The following is a 24,016-nucleotide window of genomic DNA, read 5'->3' on the forward strand; positions in this document are numbered from 1 at the left end:
TCCACGGCTATTTTTTTTTACAAAAATCGTAATCTTATTTCAATTCACACACAACTTTTGAGATTGATCCCTTTTATTACTGCGGCTACTAAAAAGAAATCTCAACCTATTCCAAACCTTCTTGAACATTACAAACTACAAGTCACTAAACTCAAGGAGAGAGATCTACAAATTAAAGACGAGGAGAACCAGAACCTTATGGCTTCTAAAAAACACTCTAAAGTCATTAAAGAGGCCTTTATAAAAGCATGCTTGCAGTTGGACGCCTCTATTTTTGAACCTCTTATTAAGGAAGATCAATACTTCCAAGATTTGGACAAATATAGATTCTTACAATCGCTAAAGGATGAATTTGACACTTGGAAAATACAAGGTTTCACCAAAACAACACTAATAAACGGACACTGTCAAGGTTGTCATTGCGGAGACCTAGTTTATCAGTTTTATACTAACTCTCTAACACCTGCGTTTGCATATAGAATACACGAAAATAACGGGGAAATTAAAGATATCTTTATGTGTAATTTGAGTAGCGGCATGAAAACCATTGAAATGGCCCTGTTAATGAAATATGATTTTTGGAGGTAAAAACACTTAGTTTTTAATACATAGGGGGTTTTTAATTCCTTTTCGGCACTGCTAAGGAATAGTTTATAGGTTTTTTGCTCTTATAATTAATAAATAAACCCAAAACCCTTCTATTAAAGCTAGATTTGGTTAACCACTTTACGGTTAATCGGGCTCCCCCCCCCTATTTATAACCTCATAGTAGCAATAAAACACATTGACCACATCAAACCTTAAGTTTTTTATAATCGTAAAACATTGTTTTTAGGGAAGTTATATTTTTTTTCAATATTTATATTATTTTAGTCTTTTTTTATTGAGAAAAGGTGTTATATTTGCACCCTCAATAGCGCAAGTTATTGTAAGTATTAAAAAATAATGACCTGGTAGCTCAGTTGGTAGAGCATCTCCCTTTTAAGGAGAGGGTCCTGGGTTCGAGCCCCAGCCCGGTCACTAAAAAAGTTAAGCATCGCTTAACTTTTTTTTTGCTCTAAACTGAACTGCTCCACTTTTCAATTTTTCACAGGTTATTTCAAATTATAAAATAATTAGAAATAATAGTGTTGAATTAATTTTGTTTAACTATTTTAGCTAAACAATGAACAATATAAAAACTCAGTTTAGTATTAAAGATTTAGAAAATCTGTCGGGTATTAAAGCGCATACCATAAGAATTTGGGAAAAGCGCTACAATTTATTTGAGCCCAAACGAACGGACACTAATATTAGGTACTACGATTTAAAAAATCTTCAAAAAGTACTTAACATATCCTATTTAAATAGAAATGGGTTAAAAGTCTCTAAAATCGCAGATTTAAACTCCACTGAAATATCACATTTAGTTAAAGAGTTTGCTTTAAACAAAGATAACAACAGTTACTGTATCGATCAATTTAAACTAGCCATGCTAAATTTTGATCAGCAGTTATTTAACGCCGTCTATTCGGAGTTAACTAAAGAACACGATTTTGATTTCATTTTTTTAGAAGTCTTTTTCCCTTTGCTTAATGATATTGGATTTTTATGGCAAACCGATTCTATAACTCCAGCACACGAACATTTTGTAGTAGAACTTATCAAACAAAAACTACTACTAAGTACATCTGAGCAATCTCAATCAACTGTTAGTGATAACTATAAAACAACCTACGTTTTATTTTTACCTGAAAACGAAATTCACGAACTGGGTTTACTATATATCAATTATAAATTAGCCGAAAAAGGGTGTCATCATATCTATTTAGGACAAAGCGTACCTCTTCAAAGTTTAGAACACCTCTTAACGCATTTTAATAAAATCACTTTTATAACCTCTTTAACCGTGATGCCAGAAAAACCACAAATTGAAGCGTATTTAAAAACCTTTAATGACACCTTATTACACGGTAAAAACAACAATCTCATAGCATTTGGTTATTTAACCCAATCTATTGAAAGCAGTAACTTAGCTAAAAACATCACTTTATATGATTCTACCAAAGACGCTGTTAACTCTTTAATTCCACTCTTGGAAACCGCTACTACTCATGACTAAAAATATATCAATAATAGGTTCTGGATTTGCTGCATTATCTGCCGCTTGCTATTTGGCAAAAAGCGGACATCAGGTTAATATTTTCGAAAAAAACAAAACGATTGGTGGTCGCGCTAGACAACTAAAAAAAGAAGGGTTTACTTTCGATATTGGTCCGACATGGTATTGGATGCCTGACGTATTTGAGCGTTTTTTTGCTGATTTTGATACCACACCAGGGGCTTTTTATACTTTAGATAAACTCAACCCCGCTTATAGTGTCTATTTTGGTAAGGACGATTTTATTACCATAGAAGACACCTTAGAAAAGATTTATAAAGCTTTTGAGACTGAAGAACCTGGTAGCTCTATTAAACTACAGGAGTTTATAGCTAATGCTCAAGATAATTATAATGTTGCTATAAAAGACCTCGTTTATAGACCTGGAGTTTCACCTTTAGAATTAGTTACGCCAGTTACTATAAAAAAGATCAATCAGTTTTTTAGCACGATAAAAAAAGACGTTAGAAAAGAATTTAAAAACAATCGATTAGCGATGATTTTAGAGTTTCCTGTTTTATTTCTTGGTGCTAAACCTAGTAACACCCCATCCTTTTATAGTTTTATGAATTATGCTGATTTTGGGATTGGCACCTTTCATCCTAAAAAAGGAATGTATCAAGTTATATTAGCCTTAGAAACCTTAGCAAAATCTCTAGGGGTTACCATTGAAACCGAAAAAGCCATAGAAAAGATTGTTATAAACAAGGGTAAAGCAGAAGCTATTATTGCCAACGGAATCACTTACCCCTCCGATATTGTTTTAAGTGGTGCCGATTACCATCACACAGAAACCTTATTAGACGAAAAACACCGTCAATATTCAGAATCGTATTGGGAGAGTAAAACTTTTGCGCCCTCATCACTACTCTTTTATATCGGGTTTGATAAAAAAATAAAAAATGTAAATCATCATACTCTATTTTTTGATGTGGATTTTGAAGTTCATGCTAAAGACATATACGACGAACCAAAATGGCCAGAAAACCCCTTATTTTATGCCAGTTTCCCTAGTATAACCGATGAGAGTGCAGCCCCTTCAGGGAAAGAAGCTGGAATATTTTTAATCCCAATAGCTCCTGGATTGGAAGACAATGATGACTTAAGAGCAGCTTATTTTGATAAAATTATAACGAGATTCGAGAAATTAACTTCACAAAATATCCGAGAATCCATTATCTTTAAAGAGTCCTTTTGTGTAAAAGACTTTATAAGCGATTATAATTCTTATAAAGGAAACGCTTATGGAATGGCGAATACCTTATTACAAACTGCTTTTTTAAGACCTAATTTAAAAAGTAAAAAAATAAGCAATCTCTATTTCACAGGACAGCTAACCGTACCAGGACCAGGCGTACCACCAGCCTTAATATCCGGAAAGTTAGTTGCTGATTTAATTAACAAACACCATAAAAATTAATGAAAGCTTTATTCGATTCGGTTTCATACAGTTGTAGCAAGCTCGTTACACAATCTTATAGCACATCATTTTCTATGGCTACCAAAATGCTATCTCACACGATACGACAAGATATTTATAATATTTATGGTTTTGTACGCTTTGCAGATGAGATAGTCGATTCCTTTTACGATTACAATAAAAAAGAATTGTTTTCAAATTTCGAAAAGGAGTTAGAGTATGCATTACATCATAAAATAAGTTTAAATCCCATACTCAATGCGTTTCAGCACACCTATCACAAGTATCAAATAGAGAAACATATGGTAGACTCCTTTATGGAAAGCATGAGATTGGACCTACATAAGTCTAAATACCTAACCGAAAGTGAATTTAAAAACTATATTTACGGTTCGGCAGATGTTGTTGGCCTTATGTGTTTAAAGGTTTTTGTTAAAGGAGATAATGAGAAGTACGACAACTTAAAAAGTGGCGCCATGTCTTTAGGCTCTGCCTTTCAAAAAGTTAATTTTTTAAGGGATTTAAAAGCTGATTTTCATGATTTAGAACGGTCTTATTTTCCAAATACGGATTTAAACAATTTAGACGAAAGGGCAAAGAAACTCATTATTCAAGATATAGAACACGATTTTAAATTGGGACTAGAGGGTATTAAACAGCTACCAATAGAAGCTAAGTTTGGTGTTTTTATGGCTTATAGATATTACAATCAGTTGCTAAAAAAATTAAAGAAAACGCCAGCTTTAGAGATTAAAAACACCCGTATTCGCGTACCGAATTATAAAAAAATTGAGCTTCTCACAAGAAGCTACGTAAAATATCAACTTAAACTATTATAATGCAAATACTATATTGGACACTTATTTTTCTAGGCACATTTAGTATCATGGAATTTAATGCTTGGTTTACTCATAAATATATAATGCACGGTTTCCTTTGGAATTTGCATAAAGACCATCATAAAAAAGACCATAATAGCTGGTTTGAACGTAACGATGCCTTTTTTATTTTTTATGCTGTGATTAGCATGACTTGTTTCTATTTATGGAGTTATGAAGGCCTGTGGTATTGTCTTCCGATAGGATTGGGTATTATGGCCTACGGCGCGGCCTATTTTTTAGTACACGACATTTTTATTCACCAACGCTTTAAAATTTTTAGAAACGCAAACAATTGGTACGCAAAGGGTGTTAGACGTGCACATAAAATGCATCATAAACACTTAGGAAAGGAAGATGGCGAATGCTTTGGAATGCTTGTCGTTCCATTCAAGTATTTTAAACGCTAACCTGCATTACAATTATGGTTAATAACCACTTCGATTATATTATTATCGGTAATGGTTTGGCCGGTTTTCAACTGGCTATCGCCCTTTCAAAAGATCCTTATTTTAAAAATAAGCACATTGCTTTGATAGATAAAGATCCTAAATTAACAAACGATAAAACATGGTGCTACTGGGAAAAAGGTTCTGGGAAGTGGGATCACCTCATTACTCAATCTTGGCAAACCGCGTATTTCTATTCTTCTAAAAAAGCGATAAACCTTGACTTAAAACCTTATACCTATAAGATGTTAGAAGCTATTCATTTTTATGATGAAGCTAAACGCATCCTATCAAAAAACAAAAACATTACCTGTATTGTAGAGGCCGTAATTTCGGTAGAGGCACACACTGAAGTTATAGTCAACACGACAGAAACTACGTATACGGCAACCCATGTGTTTGATAGTAGGATTACTCCTGAGTTTAATGACAAGAAGGAGGCATTTATTACTATTGCTCAACATTTTAAAGGTTGGACTATAGAAACAGATACCCCTGTTTTTGATACCAATGCGTTTACGATGATGGATTATAGGATAACACATAATAATCAAACCACCTTTACTTATGTATTACCTATAACACCAAAAAAAGCACTTATAGAATTCACTTATTTTACAAAAGAACTTGTAAAAGACGACGTTTACGATACGTTTCTAAAACGCTATATCTCAGAAATTTTAAAAATTGAGAACTATACAATTACTGGAGTTGAAAGAGGTGTAATACCAATGACCACCTTTCCTTTTAACTCCTACTCCACTCCAAAAATTACAAAAATTGGTACTGCAGGTGGATGGGTAAAAGGGTCTACCGGGTACTCTTTTAAACATACTGAAAAGAAAGTAGAACAGCTTTTGGTAAATTTAAAAGCTAACAAAAGCCCTTCAGTCGGTTTTTTTAAAAAGAAATACGGTTTTTACGATAAAGTATTCCTTAAAGTACTTTTAGACCATAACACTATGGGAGAATGGATTTTTGAACAATTTTATACAAAGAACCCTGTACAAACTATGTTTAAATTTTTAGATGAAGAATCTAATTTTAAAGACGAGTTTAAGGTGATGAAATCACTGTTTTCACTGGCTTTTATAAAGGCTTTTTTCAAGACCTTATAAACCCAATAACTCATCTATCTTTTCTCGAACTTTAGTACTGTTCCAATTAGCAGCTCCCGATTCATCAATTACAATTTTTCCATGTTTATCGATTAAATAGGATTGAGGAATACTACGAACATCAAAGCTTTTAGGACTCTTACTTAAAGCTGAGTAAACAGGGAAGCTATACGCCTTGTTTTTTAGAAATTTAGAAATGACTGCAGGCTCTTCGTTCGAGACCAATACAAATTCTATTTTATCTTTATAATCATCATATAGTGCTTGAATTGAAGGCATTTCAGCAATGCACGGCGGACACCAGGTGGCCCATAAATTAACAAAAACAACTTTATTTTTGGTCGTCTTAAAATCGAAAGCTTCTCCATCCAATCCCTGTAAACTCCAATTATAACTACTTAAAGGCTCTGAATTGTTAGCAGATTTAATACTAGGTCCGATTAAAGCGATACCTTTATTTAATACGAGTTGTATTTGTTTTCGTGATTGCGGAACAATTAGCGCAATAATAATCACTAGGTATACTATATTTTTAATAGAGAATAATTCTTTTTTCATGATGTTTATTAATTACGATTGAAAAGTACGTGTCTTAAACAGATAATATTATCCCATTAAAAACCATTACATATAAAAAAACTCCTGAAAATGATTCAGGAGTTTTAAAATTATAAAGATCTTAATACATTAAGATGCATTTTCCTTTTTTATTAAGTTTAAAGCAGAACCTTCATTATACCAGTCAATTTGTGCTTGGTTATAAGTATGATTCACTTTAATGGTGTCTTTACTTCCATCGGCGTGAACAAGCTCGATAGTTAATTGCTTGTCTGGAGCAAATTCATTTAAATCTAAGAAGTTAATTGTATCGTCTTCTTGGATTAAATCGTAATCAGCTTCATTGGCAAAAGTTAAACCTAACATCCCTTGTTTCTTAAGGTTTGTTTCGTGGATTCTAGCAAAAGACTTAACAATTACAGCAGCAACACCTAAGTGTCTTGGCTCCATTGCAGCGTGCTCTCTAGAAGATCCCTCACCGTAGTTATGATCTCCAACCACTATCGTTTTAATACCTGCTGCTTTATATTCTCTAGCTACATCTGGAACTCCAGCATACTCACCAGTTAATTGATTTTTAACAAAGTTTGTTTTCTTACCAAACGCATTAACAGCACCAATTAACATATTGTTAGAGATATTATCTAAATGCCCTCTGTAACGTAACCACGGTCCAGCCATAGAAATATGGTCGGTAGTACATTTTCCGAAAGCTTTGATTAATAGTTTAGCTCCTTTGATTTCGTTTCCGATTGGCTCAAATGGAGTTAATAATTGTAAACGCTCTGATGTCGGACTTACAACGATTTCAACTTTACTACCATCTTTAACAGGCTCTACATATCCATTTTCTTTAACATCAAATCCTAATGGCGGTAACTCTAAACCTTTTGGTTCATCTAATTTTACTTCTTCACCATTTTCGTTAAGCAACGTATCATTCATTGGATCGAAATCTAAACGCCCTGAAATTGCAATAGCAGCAACCATTTCTGGTGATCCTACGAAAGCATGTGTATTAGGGTTTCCATCGGCACGTTTAGAGAAGTTTCTATTAAACGAGTGAACGATTGTGTTTTTTTCATCTCCTTTTCTATCACTTCTCTCCCATTGTCCAATACAAGGTCCGCAAGCGTTTGTAAATATTGTAGCATCTAAATCTTCAAATACTTTTAAGATACCATCTCTTTCAGCAGTAAATCGGATTTGCTCTGATCCTGGGTTAATTCCGAAATCTGATTTTGACTTAATATTTTTATCTACGGCTTGTTTAGCAATAGAGGCAGCACGTGTTAAATCTTCGTAAGAAGAGTTTGTACATGAACCGATTAATCCCCAATCCACTTTTAATGGCCATCCATTTTCTTTAGCTTTAGCACCTAATTCTCCAACTGGAGTTGCTAAATCTGGAGTAAATGGTCCGTTTAAATGCGGACGTAAAGTATCTAAATCGATTTCGATAACCTGATCGAAATATTTTTCTGGGTTTTCGTATACTTCAGCATCACCTGTTAAGTATTCTCTTACTTTATTAGCTTCGTCTGCAACATCATTTCTATCTGTAGCACGTAGGTAACGCTCCATAGAATCATCATAACCAAAAGTTGAAGTTGTTGCTCCAATTTCAGCTCCCATATTACAGATTGTTCCTTTACCTGTACACGATAAGTTTGTAGCACCTTCACCAAAATATTCAACGATTGCACCAGTACCACCTTTTACAGTAAGGATTCCTGCAACTTTAAGAATAACATCTTTAGCCGATGTCCATCCATTTAATTTTCCTGTTAATTTAACACCAATAAGTTTTGGGAATTTTAACTCCCAAGCCATACCAGCCATAACATCTACAGCATCTGCTCCACCAACACCAATAGCTACCATTCCTAATCCACCTGCATTTACAGTGTGAGAATCGGTACCAATCATCATACCTCCTGGGAATGCATAGTTTTCTAATACCACTTGGTGAATGATCCCTGCTCCTGGTTTCCAGAATCCGATACCATATTTATTTGAAACTGATGCTAAGAAATCAAACACCTCGCTACTCACATCGTTAGCGCGTTTTAAATCTAATTCAGCACCTTGTTTAGCTTGAATTAAGTGATCACAGTGTACAGTTGTTGGAACTGCTACTTGTGATTTTCCTGCTTGCATAAATTGCAATAATGCCATTTGTGCAGTTGCATCTTGACATGCAATACGATCCGGAGCAAAATCCACATAATCTTTACCTCTAGTAAACGCTTTAGTCGCTTTACCATCCCAAAGGTGATTGTATAAAATTTTCTCAGAAAGTGTTAACGGTTTACCAACAACCTCACGAGCAGTATCTACGCGCTCAGCCATTTGACTATAAACCTTTTTTATCATATCAATATCGAATGCCATATAGTATAATTTTAATTATGTTATTTTTGTTTTCGTCTTGCAAATTTACGAAAATTAAAAGTATTTGGAAAGTATTTAATAAAAAGCAAATAAACTTAAGGATAACTCAACTTTTATAAGGTTTTAGTGACTAAATATAACGAAAAACTAGAATTACGTTTAAAACAATTATAATTTAACAATTTAAGTGCGCTTTTAAGCCCTATTATTTATAAAGAATCATTTTAAACTAGAAGCTATTTTTCAGGTTATTAGGCTTTCGTAACGCATTGCCAACACGCCTAAACCAAATAAAACCAAAATATAATATATAGTATTTCTACTACATGTATTTGCATTAAGACAGTGAAGTAAAACAACTATTTTATCACTATTGGAGGCCCCATAAATTTTGGTTTCACAGCAAAAACCACATCAATTAAGGCTTTAGTTCTCGCAAAATACTCGCGTATTTGAGTTTTTACCCCTCCTTTTATGGAGACGTCTTTAGCATTATAACCAATAGCATCTATACCCTGTCTTTGCGCTATAAAAATAGCCCTCTCGTTATGAAATTTTTGAGATATAATAGTGATTCGATCCTGACCAAAAATGTGTTTCGCCCGAACTACAGAATCTAAGGTTCTAAAACCCGCAAAGTCCAAGAAAATCTTATGCTCGGGAATTCCGTTTTTAATAAGTTCATTTTTAAAGTCTGTTGGCTCGTCGTAAAACGCATTACTATTGTCTCCGCTTACCAAAATAAAATCTATTTTCCCAGCATTATACAAGTCAACCGTAGCCTTTATGCGGTATTTAAAATACCTATTAATTTGACCGTTAGCCCTTCTTTTTGACGTTCCAAGAACCAAGCCTACACGATTTTTATCAATTTTTGAAACTTCAGTAAAGGTTTTGTTTTTAGCAGAATACTCTATAACTGTATTACCAAGAAGCAATAAGAAAACCGCTAGTAAAACCAGGAAAACAACGCTAAAATTAATTTTTCTTTTCATGGTATTCTTAGGACAACAATAGAATTATAACTTTTGTATTAAAGTCATAAAAACTGTTATTAATACATCCCGAGCTTAAAATCGTATTAAATGCAGATACGCCTTCTTAGGCCTAACGACATAAAAGCAAAATCATTAGAGCTTTAAAACAGACTTTTAATAATCTGTTCTTCGGTTACACCTTCGGCTTCGGCTTTGTAGTTTTTAATAATACGGTGTCTAAGAATACTAAAAGCTACCGCTTGAACATTCTCGATATCTGGAGAAAACTTCCCTTGAACCGCGGCATGTGTTTTCGCTGCTAGGATAAGGTTTTGTGAAGCTCTTGGCCCTGCACCCCAATCGATATATTTTTTCACTAAATCACTAGCAGTATCTTTATTTGGTCGTGTTTTAGCCACCATAGAAACCGCATATTCAATAACATTATCAGCTACAGGAATTCGTCTAATAAGATCTTGAAAGTCTATAATTTCTTGTGCAGTAAATAAGGCATTAACCTCAGATTTCACATTAGAAGTCGTTGCTTTTACAACATCTACTTCTTCCTGAAAGGAAGGGTAATCCAGATGTATAGCAAACATAAAACGATCTAATTGCGCTTCTGGTAAGGGATAAGTCCCCTCTTGCTCAATAGGGTTTTGTGTTGCTAGTACAAAATAAGGCAAGTCTAATTTATAGTGATGTCCAGCAACAGTTACCGAACGTTCTTGCATAGCCTCTAATAAAGCAGCTTGTGTTTTTGGAGGCGTACGATTAATTTCATCGGCAAGTATAATATTCGAAAAAATTGGTCCTTTTAAGAATTTAAAATTTCTATTTTCATCTAGAATTTCACTCCCTAAAATATCACTAGGCATTAAATCCGGGGTGAACTGAATACGTTTAAAATCTAATCCTAATGATTTAGCAATGGTATTTACCATTAAAGTTTTTGCGAGACCTGGCACTCCAATTAACAACGCGTGACCTCCAGAAAAAATGGAGATTAAAATTTGATCGACTACGGCATCTTGGCCAACAATAACTTTGGCTATTTCCTGCTTTAAATCGGTGTATTTTTGTACTAATTGTTTAATTGCTGCTACGTCTGACATACTTAAAACTCTATTTTTTTAACCAGTTACTATTAAATTGGCAATCTTTATAGCTATCACTAATTTTAATGTACGTATCCATTATTTTTTCTTCCTGCCATTTACCAATAATGTTCAAACGTTTTTCATTTAAAGCTAATTCTTTTATTTTTAAATAATCACGAGAATAATTAGCTTCATGCTCATCAATTCTATCTGTAACCGTAACAATTTTAAACTTTATATCACCTGTTCTATCTTGATCAGTAATCACTTCAGAAACCTCGTTATTTTCCAGACCTTGCAGTTGACCATATAATTCAGGATCCATTTTTGTTAATTCGAAATTATAATCTTGAGTTTGAGGATTTATTAATTGTCCACCTTGAAACTTAGTTTTCACTTCATCACTAGACTCTTTAGCTGCATCAGCGAAGGTTATATTACCATCAATAATATTTTGACGGATATTTTCTAGTTTGGCTTTAGCCTCTTGAACAGCTTCATTAGTTACCTCGGGAATTAATAAAATATGACGGACGTCGTACTCTTGTCCTCTAATTTTCTCTAATAAAACAATATGATATCCAAATTCTGTTTTAAAGGGTTCTGATATTTGTCCTTCTTGTAACGAAAAAGCCACTTCCCTAAACTCTTTAACCATTTGTGGTTTACTACGATTTAAAGTATATAACCCCCCTTTAGACTTTGAAGCTAAATCATCTGTATATAAAACCACTTTAGATCTGAAGTTGGCACCGTTTTCTTCTACATCTTTTTTGAATTCATTTAAACGATCGATTGCACGCTGAACACTTTCAGGCTCCACAACAGGTTTAACAACAATTTCAGCTACTTTTAATTCTGTACCAAAAATTGGACGCTCATCGGCAGGAATATTATTAAAAAAAACACGCACCTCTTCTGGAGTTATTTCAACACCATCAATAATTTTCCTCTGCATTTCTGAGGCTAATTTGTTTCCTTTATTCAATTCAAACATTTCATCTTTTAAAGTTTTTTCCGTATCCTTTTTATAAAACTCTAAAACCTCTGAAAGATCACCTTTAAATTGAATTTTAAATTGTTCGACTTGTTGGTTAACATACGATCTGATTTCAGCATCACTTACAACAATACTATCTTGGATCGCATGGTGTGCATATAGTTTATCTTCTAAAAGTTTGCCAAACAGCTCACACCTAGAAAAATTTGCAGGATCACCACCTTGAGCTTTAATTTGTAATTCGGTTTTATCAATATCCGAATCTAAAATAATAAAATCACCTACAACAGCGGCAACACCATCGATTTTTGATTCAACAAATGGCTGAATAGTGTCAGTTATTACTTTTTCTTGAGGTTTATCCTCTATAATTTCTTGAGCAAAAAGCCCCGTTGCGGCAAAAATAGATATGCTTAACGCTAAAATATTTTTCAAGTTACTTGTAGATTTCAAATTGTTTATTTTTAATAGCATCTTTTGTGATGTCTTTTTCTAATTGATTAATTAATTCTAATTTCCTTCTATTCACAACTATTTGGCGTATTGTAGGTCTTACATATTCCAACGGCGCCGTGTCGTTTCTTAAAAGTACATCGTTAATTTGCATCAAATATAATCCTAATGAGTCGTTGAGTCGTATAAAATTAGTTTTTTTTAACAAAATGTCTTTGTTCTCGACATTTACCACAGGGATTTTATTCAACACTTGACTTACGCGAATCCAAACCGAATCGTTTAATGAAAAAGATCTAAAATGAATTGAAATAGAATCTAATTCCCGTTGATCCTTTTTATTAAAGCGTTTAAACTTAGTTTCAATAGCATTTACATCTTGTCGATTAGGATCTAATTTTATGTATCGAAATTTTATAAGTTCTTCATTTAATTTAAAGGCCGTTTTATTTTCTTCATAATAAGCAGCAGCTTCACTTTTGCTTACCGCTGTATCTAAACTCTTATAAACTAAAGCTTCTAAATACGCTTTACTATAGAGATCCGTTTTATATTGCTCTACTAATTCATTAAACTCCTGTTGCTTCTCCTCTTTTAAATTGAGTTCTGCTCCGCCTACCAAAAGCCTACGAGTTGCCCAGCGGTTAATGTAATTATTGACTAATATTATACTATCTTCTTTGGTATAATTTTCGGGCAAAATATCTTTTAAATCGCTTTTATACAAATAGGAATCGATCGCTCTTGCCACAACATCTTCCTCTTGTTTAGGCTGAAAATACTCACAAGAAAAAAAGATAGTGAGTAGCAGAATGTAGATTATATTTTTAATTGTTTTCAGATTTAAGAGTTGTCCTTACTTCTTTTAAAACGTCTTCGTTTACTTTTATAGTATACGTACTAGCTAAGTCTTTTAGCCATTCCTTTTCTTTTTGTACTTGGAAATCACTAATCACTTGTCCTTTACAATCCTCGAAACTTTTTAGCTTAGACTCTGATGCACTGTTTATTTTCACCACAACATACGCATCGTTATGTTTATAAACTTTAGAAACACCTACGGCAATCTTTAGTTTCTTAGGAAGTGCTTGATGCTCTATTTCCAAGTCTCCAGTTGTAAAAGTAACATTAACAGTTTCTTTTGTGTTCAGCTCATTTTTTATTTCCGCTACGCTAAGCTCATCTTTTAAACGTTTCGCAACCGTTTTTATAGTTCGTTTATTGGCTGAAGAAGCCACTATAGCGTCAATAGTTTCACCTGTTACATATTTAGACTTATGCGTATTGTAATAGGCTTTGAGCCCTAGACTATCGTTTTTGGCTGCATTCCATATTTCGGTTTCCATTAAATTGAATAACAAAATACCATCTCTATATTCCTCGATAATATTAGCGTATTCTTTATTTTCATTTATTAAATTATCTTCTTGATAAGAAAATAATGCCTTTTCCAAAAAGGAGTTATACGCCTGTTCTACTATACTGCTCAGTTTTTTTTCGGTTTGGTTTAGGTACTGATGTTTTAGTAGGTAATCACTAAAATCACCGGTATTAAACGCTCTGTTTTCAATTTTTAAAAATGGAGTATCGGCTTTAAAATCTGATGGAAGCTCCCATTTTTTATTCAAAAAATCATTGGTAAGGATCGACTCAAAATAAGATAAATCTACATTATCTTCATTAATGGTATATCGCGATTTTAAACTCTCTAAACGCGAAGTGTTTATAAGTTGAGAGCGGGAGTCGCGTTTAATTCTACTAATCAATTCATTCCTTAAATCTTTTAATGGTGGTGTTCCACTCTTGTCGTACAATTTAATAATATGCCAGCCGTACTCACTTCTTATCGGCTCACTTATATCCCCCTTTGATTTTAAATTAAACGCCACATCTTCAAAGCGTGTAGAACTTAAATCGCCACTTGAAAATGGCTTTAGTCGCCCACCACTGACTGATGAACTAGGGTCTTCTGAATATTGTTTCGCTAAGGACTCGAACTCCTCCCCTTGCTGAATTCTTTTATAAATCTCATTTACTTTAGTCTCATCATTTTTAATCATAATGTGCCCTACAGTAACCTCGCCTCTTGCTTTTCTTTTATCTAAAACCTGTACAATATGGTAACCAAATCGTGTTGTAAAAGGTTTAGACACCTCACCCTCCGGCGTGTTATACGCTACATTCTCGAATTCATAAACCATTTTTAGCGCGCTAAAATAGCCTAAGTTTTCTGCGAAAACAGATGTTCCATTATGCACCGCTTTTTTAACAGCATCAAAACCATCGCTTTTAATATCATCACGTAGTTTCAATAAGGTGTTGTAAGCCGCTAACGAGTCTTTAGATGTTGCATTCTTATTAAGTCTAATCAATACATGATTAGCATTAACTTCATTATTTAATCGGTAATAGGCCTCATTTACTAATTCTTCGGTAACCTCTGTATCTAAAATAAAGTTTTTAGCTAATTGTTTTTTATACCCTTCGAGTTCTTTTTTATAATCGGCATCTTCATTGTATTTTAATCTCTTAGCTTCAGCTAATTTTAATTTATATTGAATAAAGAGCTTAAGGTATTCCTCGACATTCTTTTGAGATTCATCTTGAACTAAATCTAAATTTTTATTGAAAACCCTTACAAATTCCGAAGCATAGGTTGGCGTTCCATTTACGGTAAATAATATTTTTTCACTGTCTTGAGAAAAGCCGGTAAAGACAATTCCTAAACACAAATAAATAAAGCAAAGGACATTTTTTAATCTCATTATATCTATCGTTTTTAATAATTGCAAAAATAAGAATATTGGATTACTAATCAAGCAAAACGGCAACGGACTCCAATCTTTAATTCTTATTATTTAAAGGCATACAAGATAGGAACTAATTTAAAATTTAAAGTATTTTTACCGAATAAAAGTAACCTTAATCGAGTGTTTGTCTCTACTAGTAAAAAAACACATATCTTAGCTTTTACATTTACTATTTTTATGAAGTATACCACAACGGTAATAATTGATATTTCACTTTCAGAATTCGTAAAAATCTTAACAGATTACAATGCTATTAAATATTGGCAGCGTGGATTTATTAGTTTTGAACATATCTCGGGTAATTTTAGTCAGGTAGGCGCTACTATAAAACAGAATTATGATTTTGGTAAAGGATTGATTTCAGTCACGCAAACCATTAAGCACAGTAATTTACCTCACGAAATTTTTCTAAATTACGATTCTAAGGGTATATGTACTTATCAAAAGAATTATTTTACCGAGCTATCCGAAAATAAAATCCAGTGGGTTTGTGAAACGCGCTGTTTCGCGACTAATTTTAAAACTAGGATGCTGACTTTGTTTATGCCTGGCGTATTTAAAAAACAAACGTCTATATACCTTAACGACTTTAAAAACTATGCCGAAACAGGCAAAATTGTAAATCATGCGAAAACTTAAATTAATATGGGATTTTCGAGGTCCTGATAGTTTAAAAACTGCCCAACATCACGAGATTCACCTTAAAGAGTATATAGCGATAGAAAAACTGAGCTTAAATATCACAGGTTTTGAAGTGATTAGTGACAACCACACTATAGCTTTTATGGTTGTCAATGACGACGAGATGCGCCCTGTGCGTGATGCTTTAAAGCCACATCGCGGTCAATTATATACTGAGCAACCCTAATTGGTGTTTTCAAGGCGTCTTTTCAATTAACGTAGCGCTTATTACGTTAAAATAGTTCTGTTTTTACGTTAAAAATTTTCTATTTTTAGGAGTAACGGTTATCTTATGGTGTATACAATGAAACATCTCTTTATTTCCATATTAACCCTAATATATATGCCTATACAAGCGCAACATCAAATTCCTGAAGTTATAGCCCAGGAAGTTTCTACTGCCCTAACTTATTTTCCACAGTTAAAAAACACACCCATAGAATTTAAGTTTAAGAAAAACATTAAAAAATCCACTATGCAGGCTCAGCCTACTTTTGGCAGCCTCCTAAAATCAAAGAAAAATCGCAGTTATGTTATTCTAATAAGTGAAACGGTTAAAATATCGGACACCACCTTTTTAACTAAAGATATACCGAGTCCTGTTTTAACTGGCTGGATAGGTCACGAATTGGGACATATAATGGATTACCGGTCGCGAAGCAATTTAAACCTTATTTGGTTTGGCTTTAAATATCTATTCTTCGACACCCATATTATTGATGCAGAACGCGCTGCTGACACCTTTGCTGTACAAGCGGGTATGTCCGATTACATTTTAAAAACGAAGGACTTTATTTTAAACCATTCTGATATCGATGCCGATTATAAAAAGCGAATTGTTAAGTATTATTTATCACCGGAAGAGATTATGCATCTCCTAGAAAAAAAGTCTAAAAACGATAAAGATGGTATTATAAAAGTGACGCTCTAAGCACTCACAAAAGCCTCCCACTCTTTAAACTTATCCTCCCCCATAACGCGTTCCATTTTAACCTGACCGCCTTTCTTTTTATTGGCGCCATTCCAATCGTGAAATACATCGGGACGCACTACATGCACTTTAACGCCTTCCAAGGCTTTACCTCTTGCCACCTTATAGTTTTTATTTGCCGATTTCAGGTATTTATCTAAAGCTTCAGCAATAGTTTCTCCATCAGCTTGCAGAGTATCTGACCCCAAATACCACGAGTGATAAAAGCCATCATCGAATCGTTTTGCACATAGGGTATATTCCGGAATGGTCGTTGAAAATTCCTCCTCTAAAAACCGAATGGCATCGTCTAATTTGTTTACCGATAATTGGGAACCTACCGTATTTAAAAAGAACTTTGTGCGGCCTGTAATTTTAATTTCGGCACGCTCTACATTAGTAAACGCAATCGTATCCCCTATAAGATAACGCCACGCGCCACTCACCGTACTCATTATTAAAACATAGTCTTGATCCAATGCCACATCTTTTAATGTGATACTAGGTGCATGATCTACAAGAGACCCGTCGGGTTTAATATAATCAGGATGAAATGGAACGAACTCAAAATAGATTCCGTTATTCGTCACTAATTGCATGGCATCTGTTTCTGGTCGGCTTTGAAAAGCAATAAAACCTTCCGATGCCAAATAAGTATCGATAACTGTAATTGGGTGACCTAGCAAGGCATTAAAACTCTTTTCATAGGGTCCGAAAGCTACCCCACCCGAGGTATAAACTTGTAAATTCGGCCAGATTTCATGAATATGATTGGCATTATGATAATCAATAACAGCCTTCATCATAAGCTCCATCCATGATGGAATACCACTTAAAGCTCCAATATCCCATTCTTTAGCGCGCTTAGCTATAGTAGCAACCCGCGTATCCCAATCGTCAATTTTAGCAATATCTTCACCGGGCTTATAATAGCCCTTAAACCAAAAAGGAATATTACTGGCACTAATACCGCTGATTTCTCCTTCTAAATGATTCTCTTTTTCTGTCAAGTTTGTTGAACTCCCCAACATCATTACCTCCTTACTAAAAAAATCGGCAGGCAAATCAAAACTACTTAAAGCTGTAACTTGCTGTATTCCGGCTTCGCGAATAGCAGCTATCATCGCATCGGTAACAGGGATACGCTTACTAGTCTTACCTGTAGTCCCTGAGCTTAAAGCATAATACGATGGTGCACCTGGCCAAGTAACATCCTGCTCACCCTGGTGAAGTTTATTCCACCACTGCTCAGAAATGGTATTATAATCGAAATAAGGAATAGTAGATGCAAAATCTTTAGCGATAGTCTTACTCTCTAATAGCCTTTCAAACTGATAAGCTTTACCAAACTGCGTTGCTTTGGCAGTTTCCAACAGGTGTATTAATACCCGCTCTTGTGCTTCAATAGGATTGACTTCTGGGGTTAATGAATCTTTTAAATGGATCGCTCCTTTAATTATATTTCCTAGAATCTCCATTACTGATGTATTTTTCGGTTGGTTTCATTAAATATAGAAATAACACTTCACTTTTCAACTTTATTTAAAATAAGCTTAACAGAAGTAATAAAATAACATGCTCATCTTATAGCATTCCCTCTACAGTTTAGAGCAAAAAAAAGCCCCAACTAAGCGTTGGAGCTTTATACTATATTATGAGTCTCAAATTATCTTGAGTAATTTGGTGATTCTTTAGTAATGGTAACATCATGAGGGTGGCTCTCGTTGATTCCTGAAGCGGTAATTTTCACAAAACGACCAGTTTCTTTCAAGGTATCTACATCTTTAGCACCACAGTATCCCATTCCTGCACGTAGGCCACCAATAAACTGGTGAATACTTTCGTTCAACTCGCCTTTATAAGCCACACGACCTACGATACCTTCAGGCACTAACTTTTTAATATCATCTTCCACATCCTGGAAATAACGGTCTTTACTACCTTTTTTCATAGCTTCTACCGATCCCATCCCACGATACGATTTGTATTTTCTACCTTCGAAGATAATAGTTTCACCTGGTGACTCTTTAGTTCCCGCTAAAAGCGAACCTAACATGACACTATCGGCACCCGCAGCAATTGCTTTTGGAATATCTCCTGTGTAACGAATACCACCATCGGCAATAACAGGAACACCGCTACCTTTAATAGCTGCAGCGACTTCTAATACTGCAGAGAATTGAGGAAAACCAACACCAGCTACAACACGAGTTGTACAAATAGAACCAGGTCCTATTCCTACTTTCACCGCATCGGCACCAGCTTCTACTAAATACTTAGCAGCTTCGGCAGTCGCGATATTACCTACAACGACATCCAACTGTGGAAATTTACTTTTAATATCTTTTAACACGGAAACCACACCTTTAGTATGTCCGTGAGCTGTATCTATAATAATTGCATCGACACCAGCATTAACTAAAGCTTCTGCGCGCTCTACAGCGTCTCCAGTAACTCCAATAGCAGCAGCCACTCGTAAACGACCAAAGGTATCTTTATTAGCAATAGGCTTTTGGGTTACTTTAGTAATATCTCTAAAGGTAATTAAGCCTTCAAGTTTATAATCGTCATTTACGATTAGTAACTTTTCAATTTTATGTTTTTGAAGAATTAATTCCGCATCACTTAACGAGGTCCCTACGGGTGCAGTAACTAATCGATCTTTAGTCATTACCTCTGTAATAGGACGATCACCTTGATGTTCGAAGCGCAAATCTCTATTGGTAACAATACCTTTTAAGATTCCATTTTCGTCTACAATAGGAATACCACCAATACTATGTTCTTTCATAGCCTTATTAGCATCGTCAACAATTGCGGTAAGCGGTAAGGTCACCGGGTCGATAATCATACCACTTTCGGCACGTTTCACCTTCCTGACTTCTTGTGCTTGCTGCTTAACCGTCATATTCTTGTGTAACACTCCGATACCTCCCTCACGAGCCATAGCAATAGCTAAAGCGCTCTCGGTAACCGTATCCATTGCTGCAGAAACAATAGGAATGTTAATTGTAATATTTCTAGTAAATTTTGTTTGAATGTTTACTTCTCTTGGAAGTACTTCGGAAAAAGCAGGCACTAAAAGGACGTCATCATACGTTAATCCTTCACCAACTATTTTATTTTCGTGTGCTGTCATTGCAATTGGAATTAATTGCGTGCAAATTTAAGGTATTTATTTTATTCTATCTCTATTTAATTTACTTATATAGTAATACGCTTAAAATTTAACTTGCAACGTGGCATAATAATTTCTAGGTGAAGACGGAATTATTCCAGGCCCAGGGTAGCCTGTAGCTCGTCTTGTAAAGTAGGCATTATCTAATACATTATTGATTCCTGTTTCTAATTTAAAACGCTTATAACTGTAAGATAATGACAAGTCTAGAATATCATAACTCGGAATTTCTCCAACAATACCGCTGATTCCTGAGGAAACTGAATTCGAAGCATCTGTAAATTGTTCTGACAAATAGGAATACTGAACGTTAGCTAAAAGATTTTTATAACCGAACTTCACTCCGGTTTTAATATTCACCTCAGGAACAAACTCCACCTTATTTCCTTTAATACCTACTTCTTCTGAAGCGGTATATTCTGAATTCACAAATGATGAGTTTATAAAGTAATTAAATTTAAAATCATTTGTTAATCCGACAATTTTCTTCAAATTAAAGTCAAATAAAGACTCTATTCCATACATTCTAGCATCTCCAATATTCCCTCTTTCGTTTATGGTTCTATTAGTCGATTCCTTTTTGGTAAGTACACCGATTCTTCCGTTATAAAACAATCCGAAAACACCAACATCATAAGATACCATGCTATTTATAGCGCCACGAACTCCAACATCGGCAGTATATCCTTCTTCGTCTGTAATGTTTTCATTAATTCTAAAAGTAGGGTTCACAATATTAATATCTGAAAAGGTTACCGATCTGTAGTTCTGAGAGAGATTTCCATACACTTCTAGTGCTGAATTTGGTTTATAACTCCCCCCAATACCAAATAGCACAAAGGAGCGCTCAAAGTCTTGATTATCGCTAAGAGTTTCTTCAAAAATAACATTCCCAGCACCATCAAAATTTATGTTTTTATAAAAGCCATCACTTTGTGTTCTAATATACTCGAAACGAAAACCAGGTGTTATAGACAGCTTATCGTTTATATACACTATGTTTTCACCGAAAACGGACATATTAAAATTTGGTAACTCAAATTGCGATTGGTTATTATAACCAGAAAATTGATCGTTATAAAAATTAAAATCTGCTCCATAACCATCACTACCAGCTCCCTGTTGTTGTGCGTTATCGGCCTTATACAATTTAGCACCTATTAAAAAAGTAGCGTCTTTATCTAGCAGATGATATTTACTTAGCAAACGCGTTTCGAATCCGTAATTTTTAAAATCTCCTTTTATCAAATCGCGTTCTTTTAACGGATCGGCTTGATCCACACGGTTACTTCTATAACCCAATGCATCTCTAGAAGCGTTCAATCCGAAAAAATTAAAAGTAAAATTGGTTTGATCAGAAAATTTATGTGCAAACTTTAGATTGTATAGTAACCAATCGACCTGAAACCAGTTACGTTCTCTATTGCTTTGATACGGATCGTTATAAAACATATTGTCCGACAAGCCTCCACCTTGCTGGGCTAAGTATCTCATATAAGTTAGCTCGCCGGTTAAGGATGTATTATCATTAAATTGATATCCTACATGGGCAAAAACATTTTTAGATTCAAATTCAGAATTCGCTCTAAATCCGTCGCCTTTTTTATAATTAAAGTAACTGTAATAGCTCAGTTTATTTTTGGTACCACTTACGCTCGTAAAGTTGGTGTATAAACCGTAACTCCCCACCGTATTTCTTGTAATAAGTTCGAAGGGTTTGTTAGGGTTTGGCGCTTTCATTTTAAAGTTAATTAATCCTCCAAATTGGGTTCCGTACTGCAAGGAAGCTGCACCACGAATCACTTGAATCTCTTTAATGCCTTCACTTGCCGGTGTGTAATAGCTTTCTGGATAGCCTAAAACATCGGCACTAATATCATACCCGCTTTGTCGTGTATTAAAATTGGCAGTACGATTAGGATCTAATCCGCGACCTCCAATATTTAATTGCAATCCCGCATCGTCATTCTGATAAATATTTAAGCCCACCACCTGACTGTAAATCTGTCTTGCGTTGTTACTTGCCAAATTGGCCATGGACTGCTCGACCAAAATCACTTCTGTTTTTTTACCGGCATAGATTGCTGTTTCTTCGATGTCTTTTAACCGACTTATTTCAAAAACCTTTTCTTTTCTAGAAGCAATTTGAACTTCAGAAAGAGTGACCCCCAAAGGTTTTAATCGCACATTTACTTGCTCATCTTTCTGTATAAAAAGCAAGTGTTCTACAACTTCAAACTCATAAGAAAAGAAGACAAGTTGCAGCTCTTTTTTATCCGTTTGAAACTCGTAAAAACCAGAAGCATCACTTTCTGCCAGCAAGCCTGTGGTTTTATTATAGATCTGCACATCGGCAATCCCCTCTCCGGTATCGGCATGGCTTATCACTCCTGAAATAGTCTGTTGTGCTAAGGCATAACTACTAATTAATGCAACTACAATTACTAATTTAAAGTCCTTTAATCTCATCGTTAAATGGTAAAATCCACGTTTTAGGTTTAAATGATTCTTGTTCTTGATATAAATCGACAGTTTTATCTATAAACGGCTGACTTCGTCTACCGTTTAGGGCTACATAACTCTCTGCGAATACCTGTATATTCTTATGGCCTTGAGCCGCAAAATGATCGCCTAAGAAGTGTGCATACTCCAGAATAAAATCGGGTTGCGTACTCATTTCTTTCTCTTGAAAAACGGTCAGGAAATCTGAATTATTAACTATAAATGCCTCTCCACTCACCTTATCGACAATCTTGAATGTGGTATAACCCATTTTTTCCATTAGCATTACGCGCCACGAAAACCGATACCCTTCTTCTGTCCAAAATAACTCGCCTGGATACACAACATATCGAAAGGGCAAAAGTAATTGAAAAGCAAAAAATAAAGTCAATATTGCGGCACTAAAACGTTGAAATTTTGGAATCATAGGATGTGAAGTCACTTCTATGGGTTTAAAAACCCCCATAGCCTTTAAAAGTCGTTTTAGAATCGCGATAATTTTAAGGTGAAGCCCTGCATCGAAAAATATAAGCGTTGAGACTATCATAATAAAAGGAAACATTCCGATAGGAAATAAAACCCGAGTAAACACATGAAAAACCACCACTAAAAGAAAAGCGAAACCACGTGTTTTTCTGTAAAGTAGCAAAAAGGGAATACACAAATCGTATAACATACCACTCCAGCTCATTGCAAAATGAAACCACTCTTCTTGCATAATATGTGTTCCTAAAATTGGCATATCGTATTTTGAAGGCAGCCATATTTTTAACGGCATGGCTTTAAACAACCAATCGGAATTTATTTTAGCCAAACCCGCATAGAAATAAACCATGGCTAATAATAGTTTCACACTATCGATTGTCCATTTTGGAACCGATTGAAATGCTATTTTCCTCGTATATGCATCTACCGAGAAAAAGGCATTAGCTGGTAGAAAAATCATTACAAAGCTTAATACACTAATAAAGTAGTAATGGTTTAAATACGTGGTTTTATCCATTAACTCGATATAGGTAAAACTTAAAAAGAAAACAACAATTGCGAATCTGTATTTATAGCCTATAGCTACAAACAGTGCAGATAGTCCAGCGACACTAAAAAGAAGATTTGTGTAAATACCTAGGGGTTGAATCCACTCGAATCCATAATAAGAGAAGTGAAATTTAGGCTCAATGTACAGCGTGTTTATCCACCCATGATACCAAAATCGTACAATGCTATACAACATCATTATACCAAATAGCATTCTAAATACAGCCAAAGGAGCTGCGTTAGTTTGGGATTTAAAGTATGTTTTTAATTTTGCTGTCATCAGAAAAAATTTGCATAAAAAAAGATTCTCCAAAACCAATTAGAGAATCTTTATGTATTTTATTTTAAATGCT

20 protein-coding genes and 1 tRNA gene are annotated in these 24,016 nt (G+C 34.5%); 10 read left to right on the plus strand and 11 right to left on the minus strand.

What is annotated here, in order from left to right; genetic code table 11:
- The 7 genes from BLV64_RS00005 to BLV64_RS00035 all read left to right on the plus strand — a co-directional run.
- A partial coding sequence (locus BLV64_RS00005; protein ID WP_218138660.1) for a hypothetical protein occupies positions 1 to 588 on the plus strand: 588 nt, incomplete at its 5' end.
- A gap of 359 nt (positions 589 to 947) precedes the next feature.
- A tRNA-Lys gene (locus BLV64_RS00010) sits at positions 948 to 1,020 on the plus strand.
- 145 nt (positions 1,021 to 1,165) lie between these two features.
- Positions 1,166 to 2,101, plus strand: coding sequence for a MerR family transcriptional regulator (locus tag BLV64_RS00015; protein ID WP_092130886.1), 936 nt, complete (start codon positions 1,166 to 1,168; stop codon positions 2,099 to 2,101).
- Positions 2,094 to 3,560: a phytoene desaturase family protein gene (locus tag BLV64_RS00020; protein ID WP_092130889.1), complete on the plus strand. Its 1,467-nt coding sequence runs from the start codon at positions 2,094 to 2,096 to the stop codon at positions 3,558 to 3,560. Before BLV64_RS00015 ends, BLV64_RS00020 begins: the two co-directional genes overlap by 8 nt.
- Entirely contained in the window at positions 3,560 to 4,399 is an 840-nt protein-coding gene (locus tag BLV64_RS00025; protein ID WP_092130891.1) for a phytoene/squalene synthase family protein, read from the plus strand. Before BLV64_RS00020 ends, BLV64_RS00025 begins: the two co-directional genes overlap by 1 nt.
- The gene (locus BLV64_RS00030) at positions 4,399 to 4,848 is read left to right on the plus strand and encodes a sterol desaturase family protein (RefSeq protein WP_092130893.1); all 450 of its coding nucleotides are present in this window, start codon (positions 4,399 to 4,401) and stop codon (positions 4,846 to 4,848) included. The genes BLV64_RS00025 and BLV64_RS00030 overlap by 1 nt, the downstream gene beginning before the upstream one ends.
- A 14-nt stretch (positions 4,849 to 4,862) precedes the next feature.
- Positions 4,863 to 6,005 carry a lycopene cyclase family protein gene (locus BLV64_RS00035; RefSeq protein WP_092130895.1) on the plus strand — a complete coding sequence of 381 codons (1,143 nt, stop codon included), beginning with the start codon at positions 4,863 to 4,865 and terminating at the stop codon, positions 6,003 to 6,005.
- On the opposite strand, the gene BLV64_RS00040 is transcribed toward BLV64_RS00035, so the two are convergent.
- The 7 genes from BLV64_RS00040 to BLV64_RS00070 all read right to left on the minus strand — a co-directional run bounded on the left by BLV64_RS00040 (position 6,000) and on the right by BLV64_RS00070 (position 15,252).
- Entirely contained in the window at positions 6,000 to 6,563 is a 564-nt protein-coding gene (locus tag BLV64_RS00040) for a TlpA family protein disulfide reductase (RefSeq protein WP_092130897.1), read from the minus strand. The two genes, BLV64_RS00035 and BLV64_RS00040, sit on opposite strands and share 6 nt — an antisense overlap.
- 129 nt (positions 6,564 to 6,692) lie before the next feature.
- The gene (locus BLV64_RS00045; RefSeq protein ID WP_092130899.1) at positions 6,693 to 8,957 is read right to left on the minus strand and encodes an aconitate hydratase; all 2,265 of its coding nucleotides are present in this window, start codon (positions 8,955 to 8,957) and stop codon (positions 6,693 to 6,695) included.
- Between the two features lie 359 nt (positions 8,958 to 9,316).
- On the minus strand, positions 9,317 to 9,952 hold the full coding sequence (locus BLV64_RS00050) for a SanA/YdcF family protein (RefSeq protein ID WP_092130901.1): 636 nt from the start codon (positions 9,950 to 9,952) through the stop codon (positions 9,317 to 9,319).
- 143 nt (positions 9,953 to 10,095) lie between these two features.
- Positions 10,096 to 11,049 carry an AAA family ATPase gene (locus tag BLV64_RS00055; protein ID WP_092130903.1) on the minus strand — a complete coding sequence of 318 codons (954 nt, stop codon included), beginning with the start codon at positions 11,047 to 11,049 and terminating at the stop codon, positions 10,096 to 10,098.
- Positions 11,050 to 11,059: 10 nt separating this feature from the next.
- A complete protein-coding gene (locus BLV64_RS00060; RefSeq protein WP_394332340.1) occupies positions 11,060 to 12,487 on the minus strand; it encodes a peptidylprolyl isomerase in 1,428 nt (475 codons plus the stop codon).
- Positions 12,471 to 13,238: a peptidyl-prolyl cis-trans isomerase gene (locus BLV64_RS00065; protein ID WP_245705841.1), complete on the minus strand. Its 768-nt coding sequence runs from the start codon at positions 13,236 to 13,238 to the stop codon at positions 12,471 to 12,473. Before BLV64_RS00065 ends, BLV64_RS00060 begins: the two co-directional genes overlap by 17 nt.
- A gap of 76 nt (positions 13,239 to 13,314) precedes the next feature.
- Positions 13,315 to 15,252 carry a peptidylprolyl isomerase gene (locus BLV64_RS00070; RefSeq protein ID WP_092130909.1) on the minus strand — a complete coding sequence of 646 codons (1,938 nt, stop codon included), beginning with the start codon at positions 15,250 to 15,252 and terminating at the stop codon, positions 13,315 to 13,317.
- Positions 15,253 to 15,474: 222 nt separating this feature from the next.
- Between BLV64_RS00070 and BLV64_RS00075 the strand changes: the two genes are divergently transcribed.
- The 3 genes from BLV64_RS00075 to BLV64_RS00085 all read left to right on the plus strand — a co-directional run bounded on the left by BLV64_RS00075 (position 15,475) and on the right by BLV64_RS00085 (position 16,909).
- Complete coding sequence (locus BLV64_RS00075; RefSeq protein WP_092130911.1) at positions 15,475 to 15,936, plus strand: SRPBCC family protein; 462 nt, start codon at positions 15,475 to 15,477, stop codon at positions 15,934 to 15,936.
- On the plus strand, positions 15,920 to 16,165 hold the full coding sequence (locus BLV64_RS00080) for a hypothetical protein (RefSeq protein ID WP_092130913.1): 246 nt from the start codon (positions 15,920 to 15,922) through the stop codon (positions 16,163 to 16,165). Before BLV64_RS00075 ends, BLV64_RS00080 begins: the two co-directional genes overlap by 17 nt.
- 156 nt (positions 16,166 to 16,321) lie before the next feature.
- Entirely contained in the window at positions 16,322 to 16,909 is a 588-nt protein-coding gene (locus BLV64_RS00085; protein WP_092130915.1) for a hypothetical protein, read from the plus strand.
- Here BLV64_RS00085 and BLV64_RS00090 read toward each other — a convergent pair.
- From BLV64_RS00090 to BLV64_RS00105, 4 genes are all read right to left on the minus strand, one after another.
- Positions 16,906 to 18,426, minus strand: coding sequence for a GH3 family acyl-acid amido synthetase (locus BLV64_RS00090; RefSeq protein WP_092130917.1), 1,521 nt, complete (start codon positions 18,424 to 18,426; stop codon positions 16,906 to 16,908). The genes BLV64_RS00085 and BLV64_RS00090 overlap by 4 nt on opposite strands.
- A 188-nt stretch (positions 18,427 to 18,614) precedes the next feature.
- On the minus strand, positions 18,615 to 20,087 hold the full coding sequence (gene guaB / locus BLV64_RS00095) for an IMP dehydrogenase (RefSeq protein ID WP_092130919.1): 1,473 nt from the start codon (positions 20,085 to 20,087) through the stop codon (positions 18,615 to 18,617).
- 81 nt (positions 20,088 to 20,168) lie between these two features.
- The gene (locus BLV64_RS00100; RefSeq protein WP_092130921.1) at positions 20,169 to 22,595 is read right to left on the minus strand and encodes a TonB-dependent receptor domain-containing protein; all 2,427 of its coding nucleotides are present in this window, start codon (positions 22,593 to 22,595) and stop codon (positions 20,169 to 20,171) included.
- Entirely contained in the window at positions 22,576 to 23,943 is a 1,368-nt protein-coding gene (locus tag BLV64_RS00105; protein ID WP_092130923.1) for an HTTM domain-containing protein, read from the minus strand. Before BLV64_RS00105 ends, BLV64_RS00100 begins: the two co-directional genes overlap by 20 nt.
- Positions 23,944 to 24,016: the final 73 nt, after the last annotated feature.

The organism is Bizionia paragorgiae (assembly GCF_900107625.1).
Lineage (GTDB): Bacteria > Bacteroidota > Bacteroidia > Flavobacteriales > Flavobacteriaceae > Bizionia > Bizionia paragorgiae.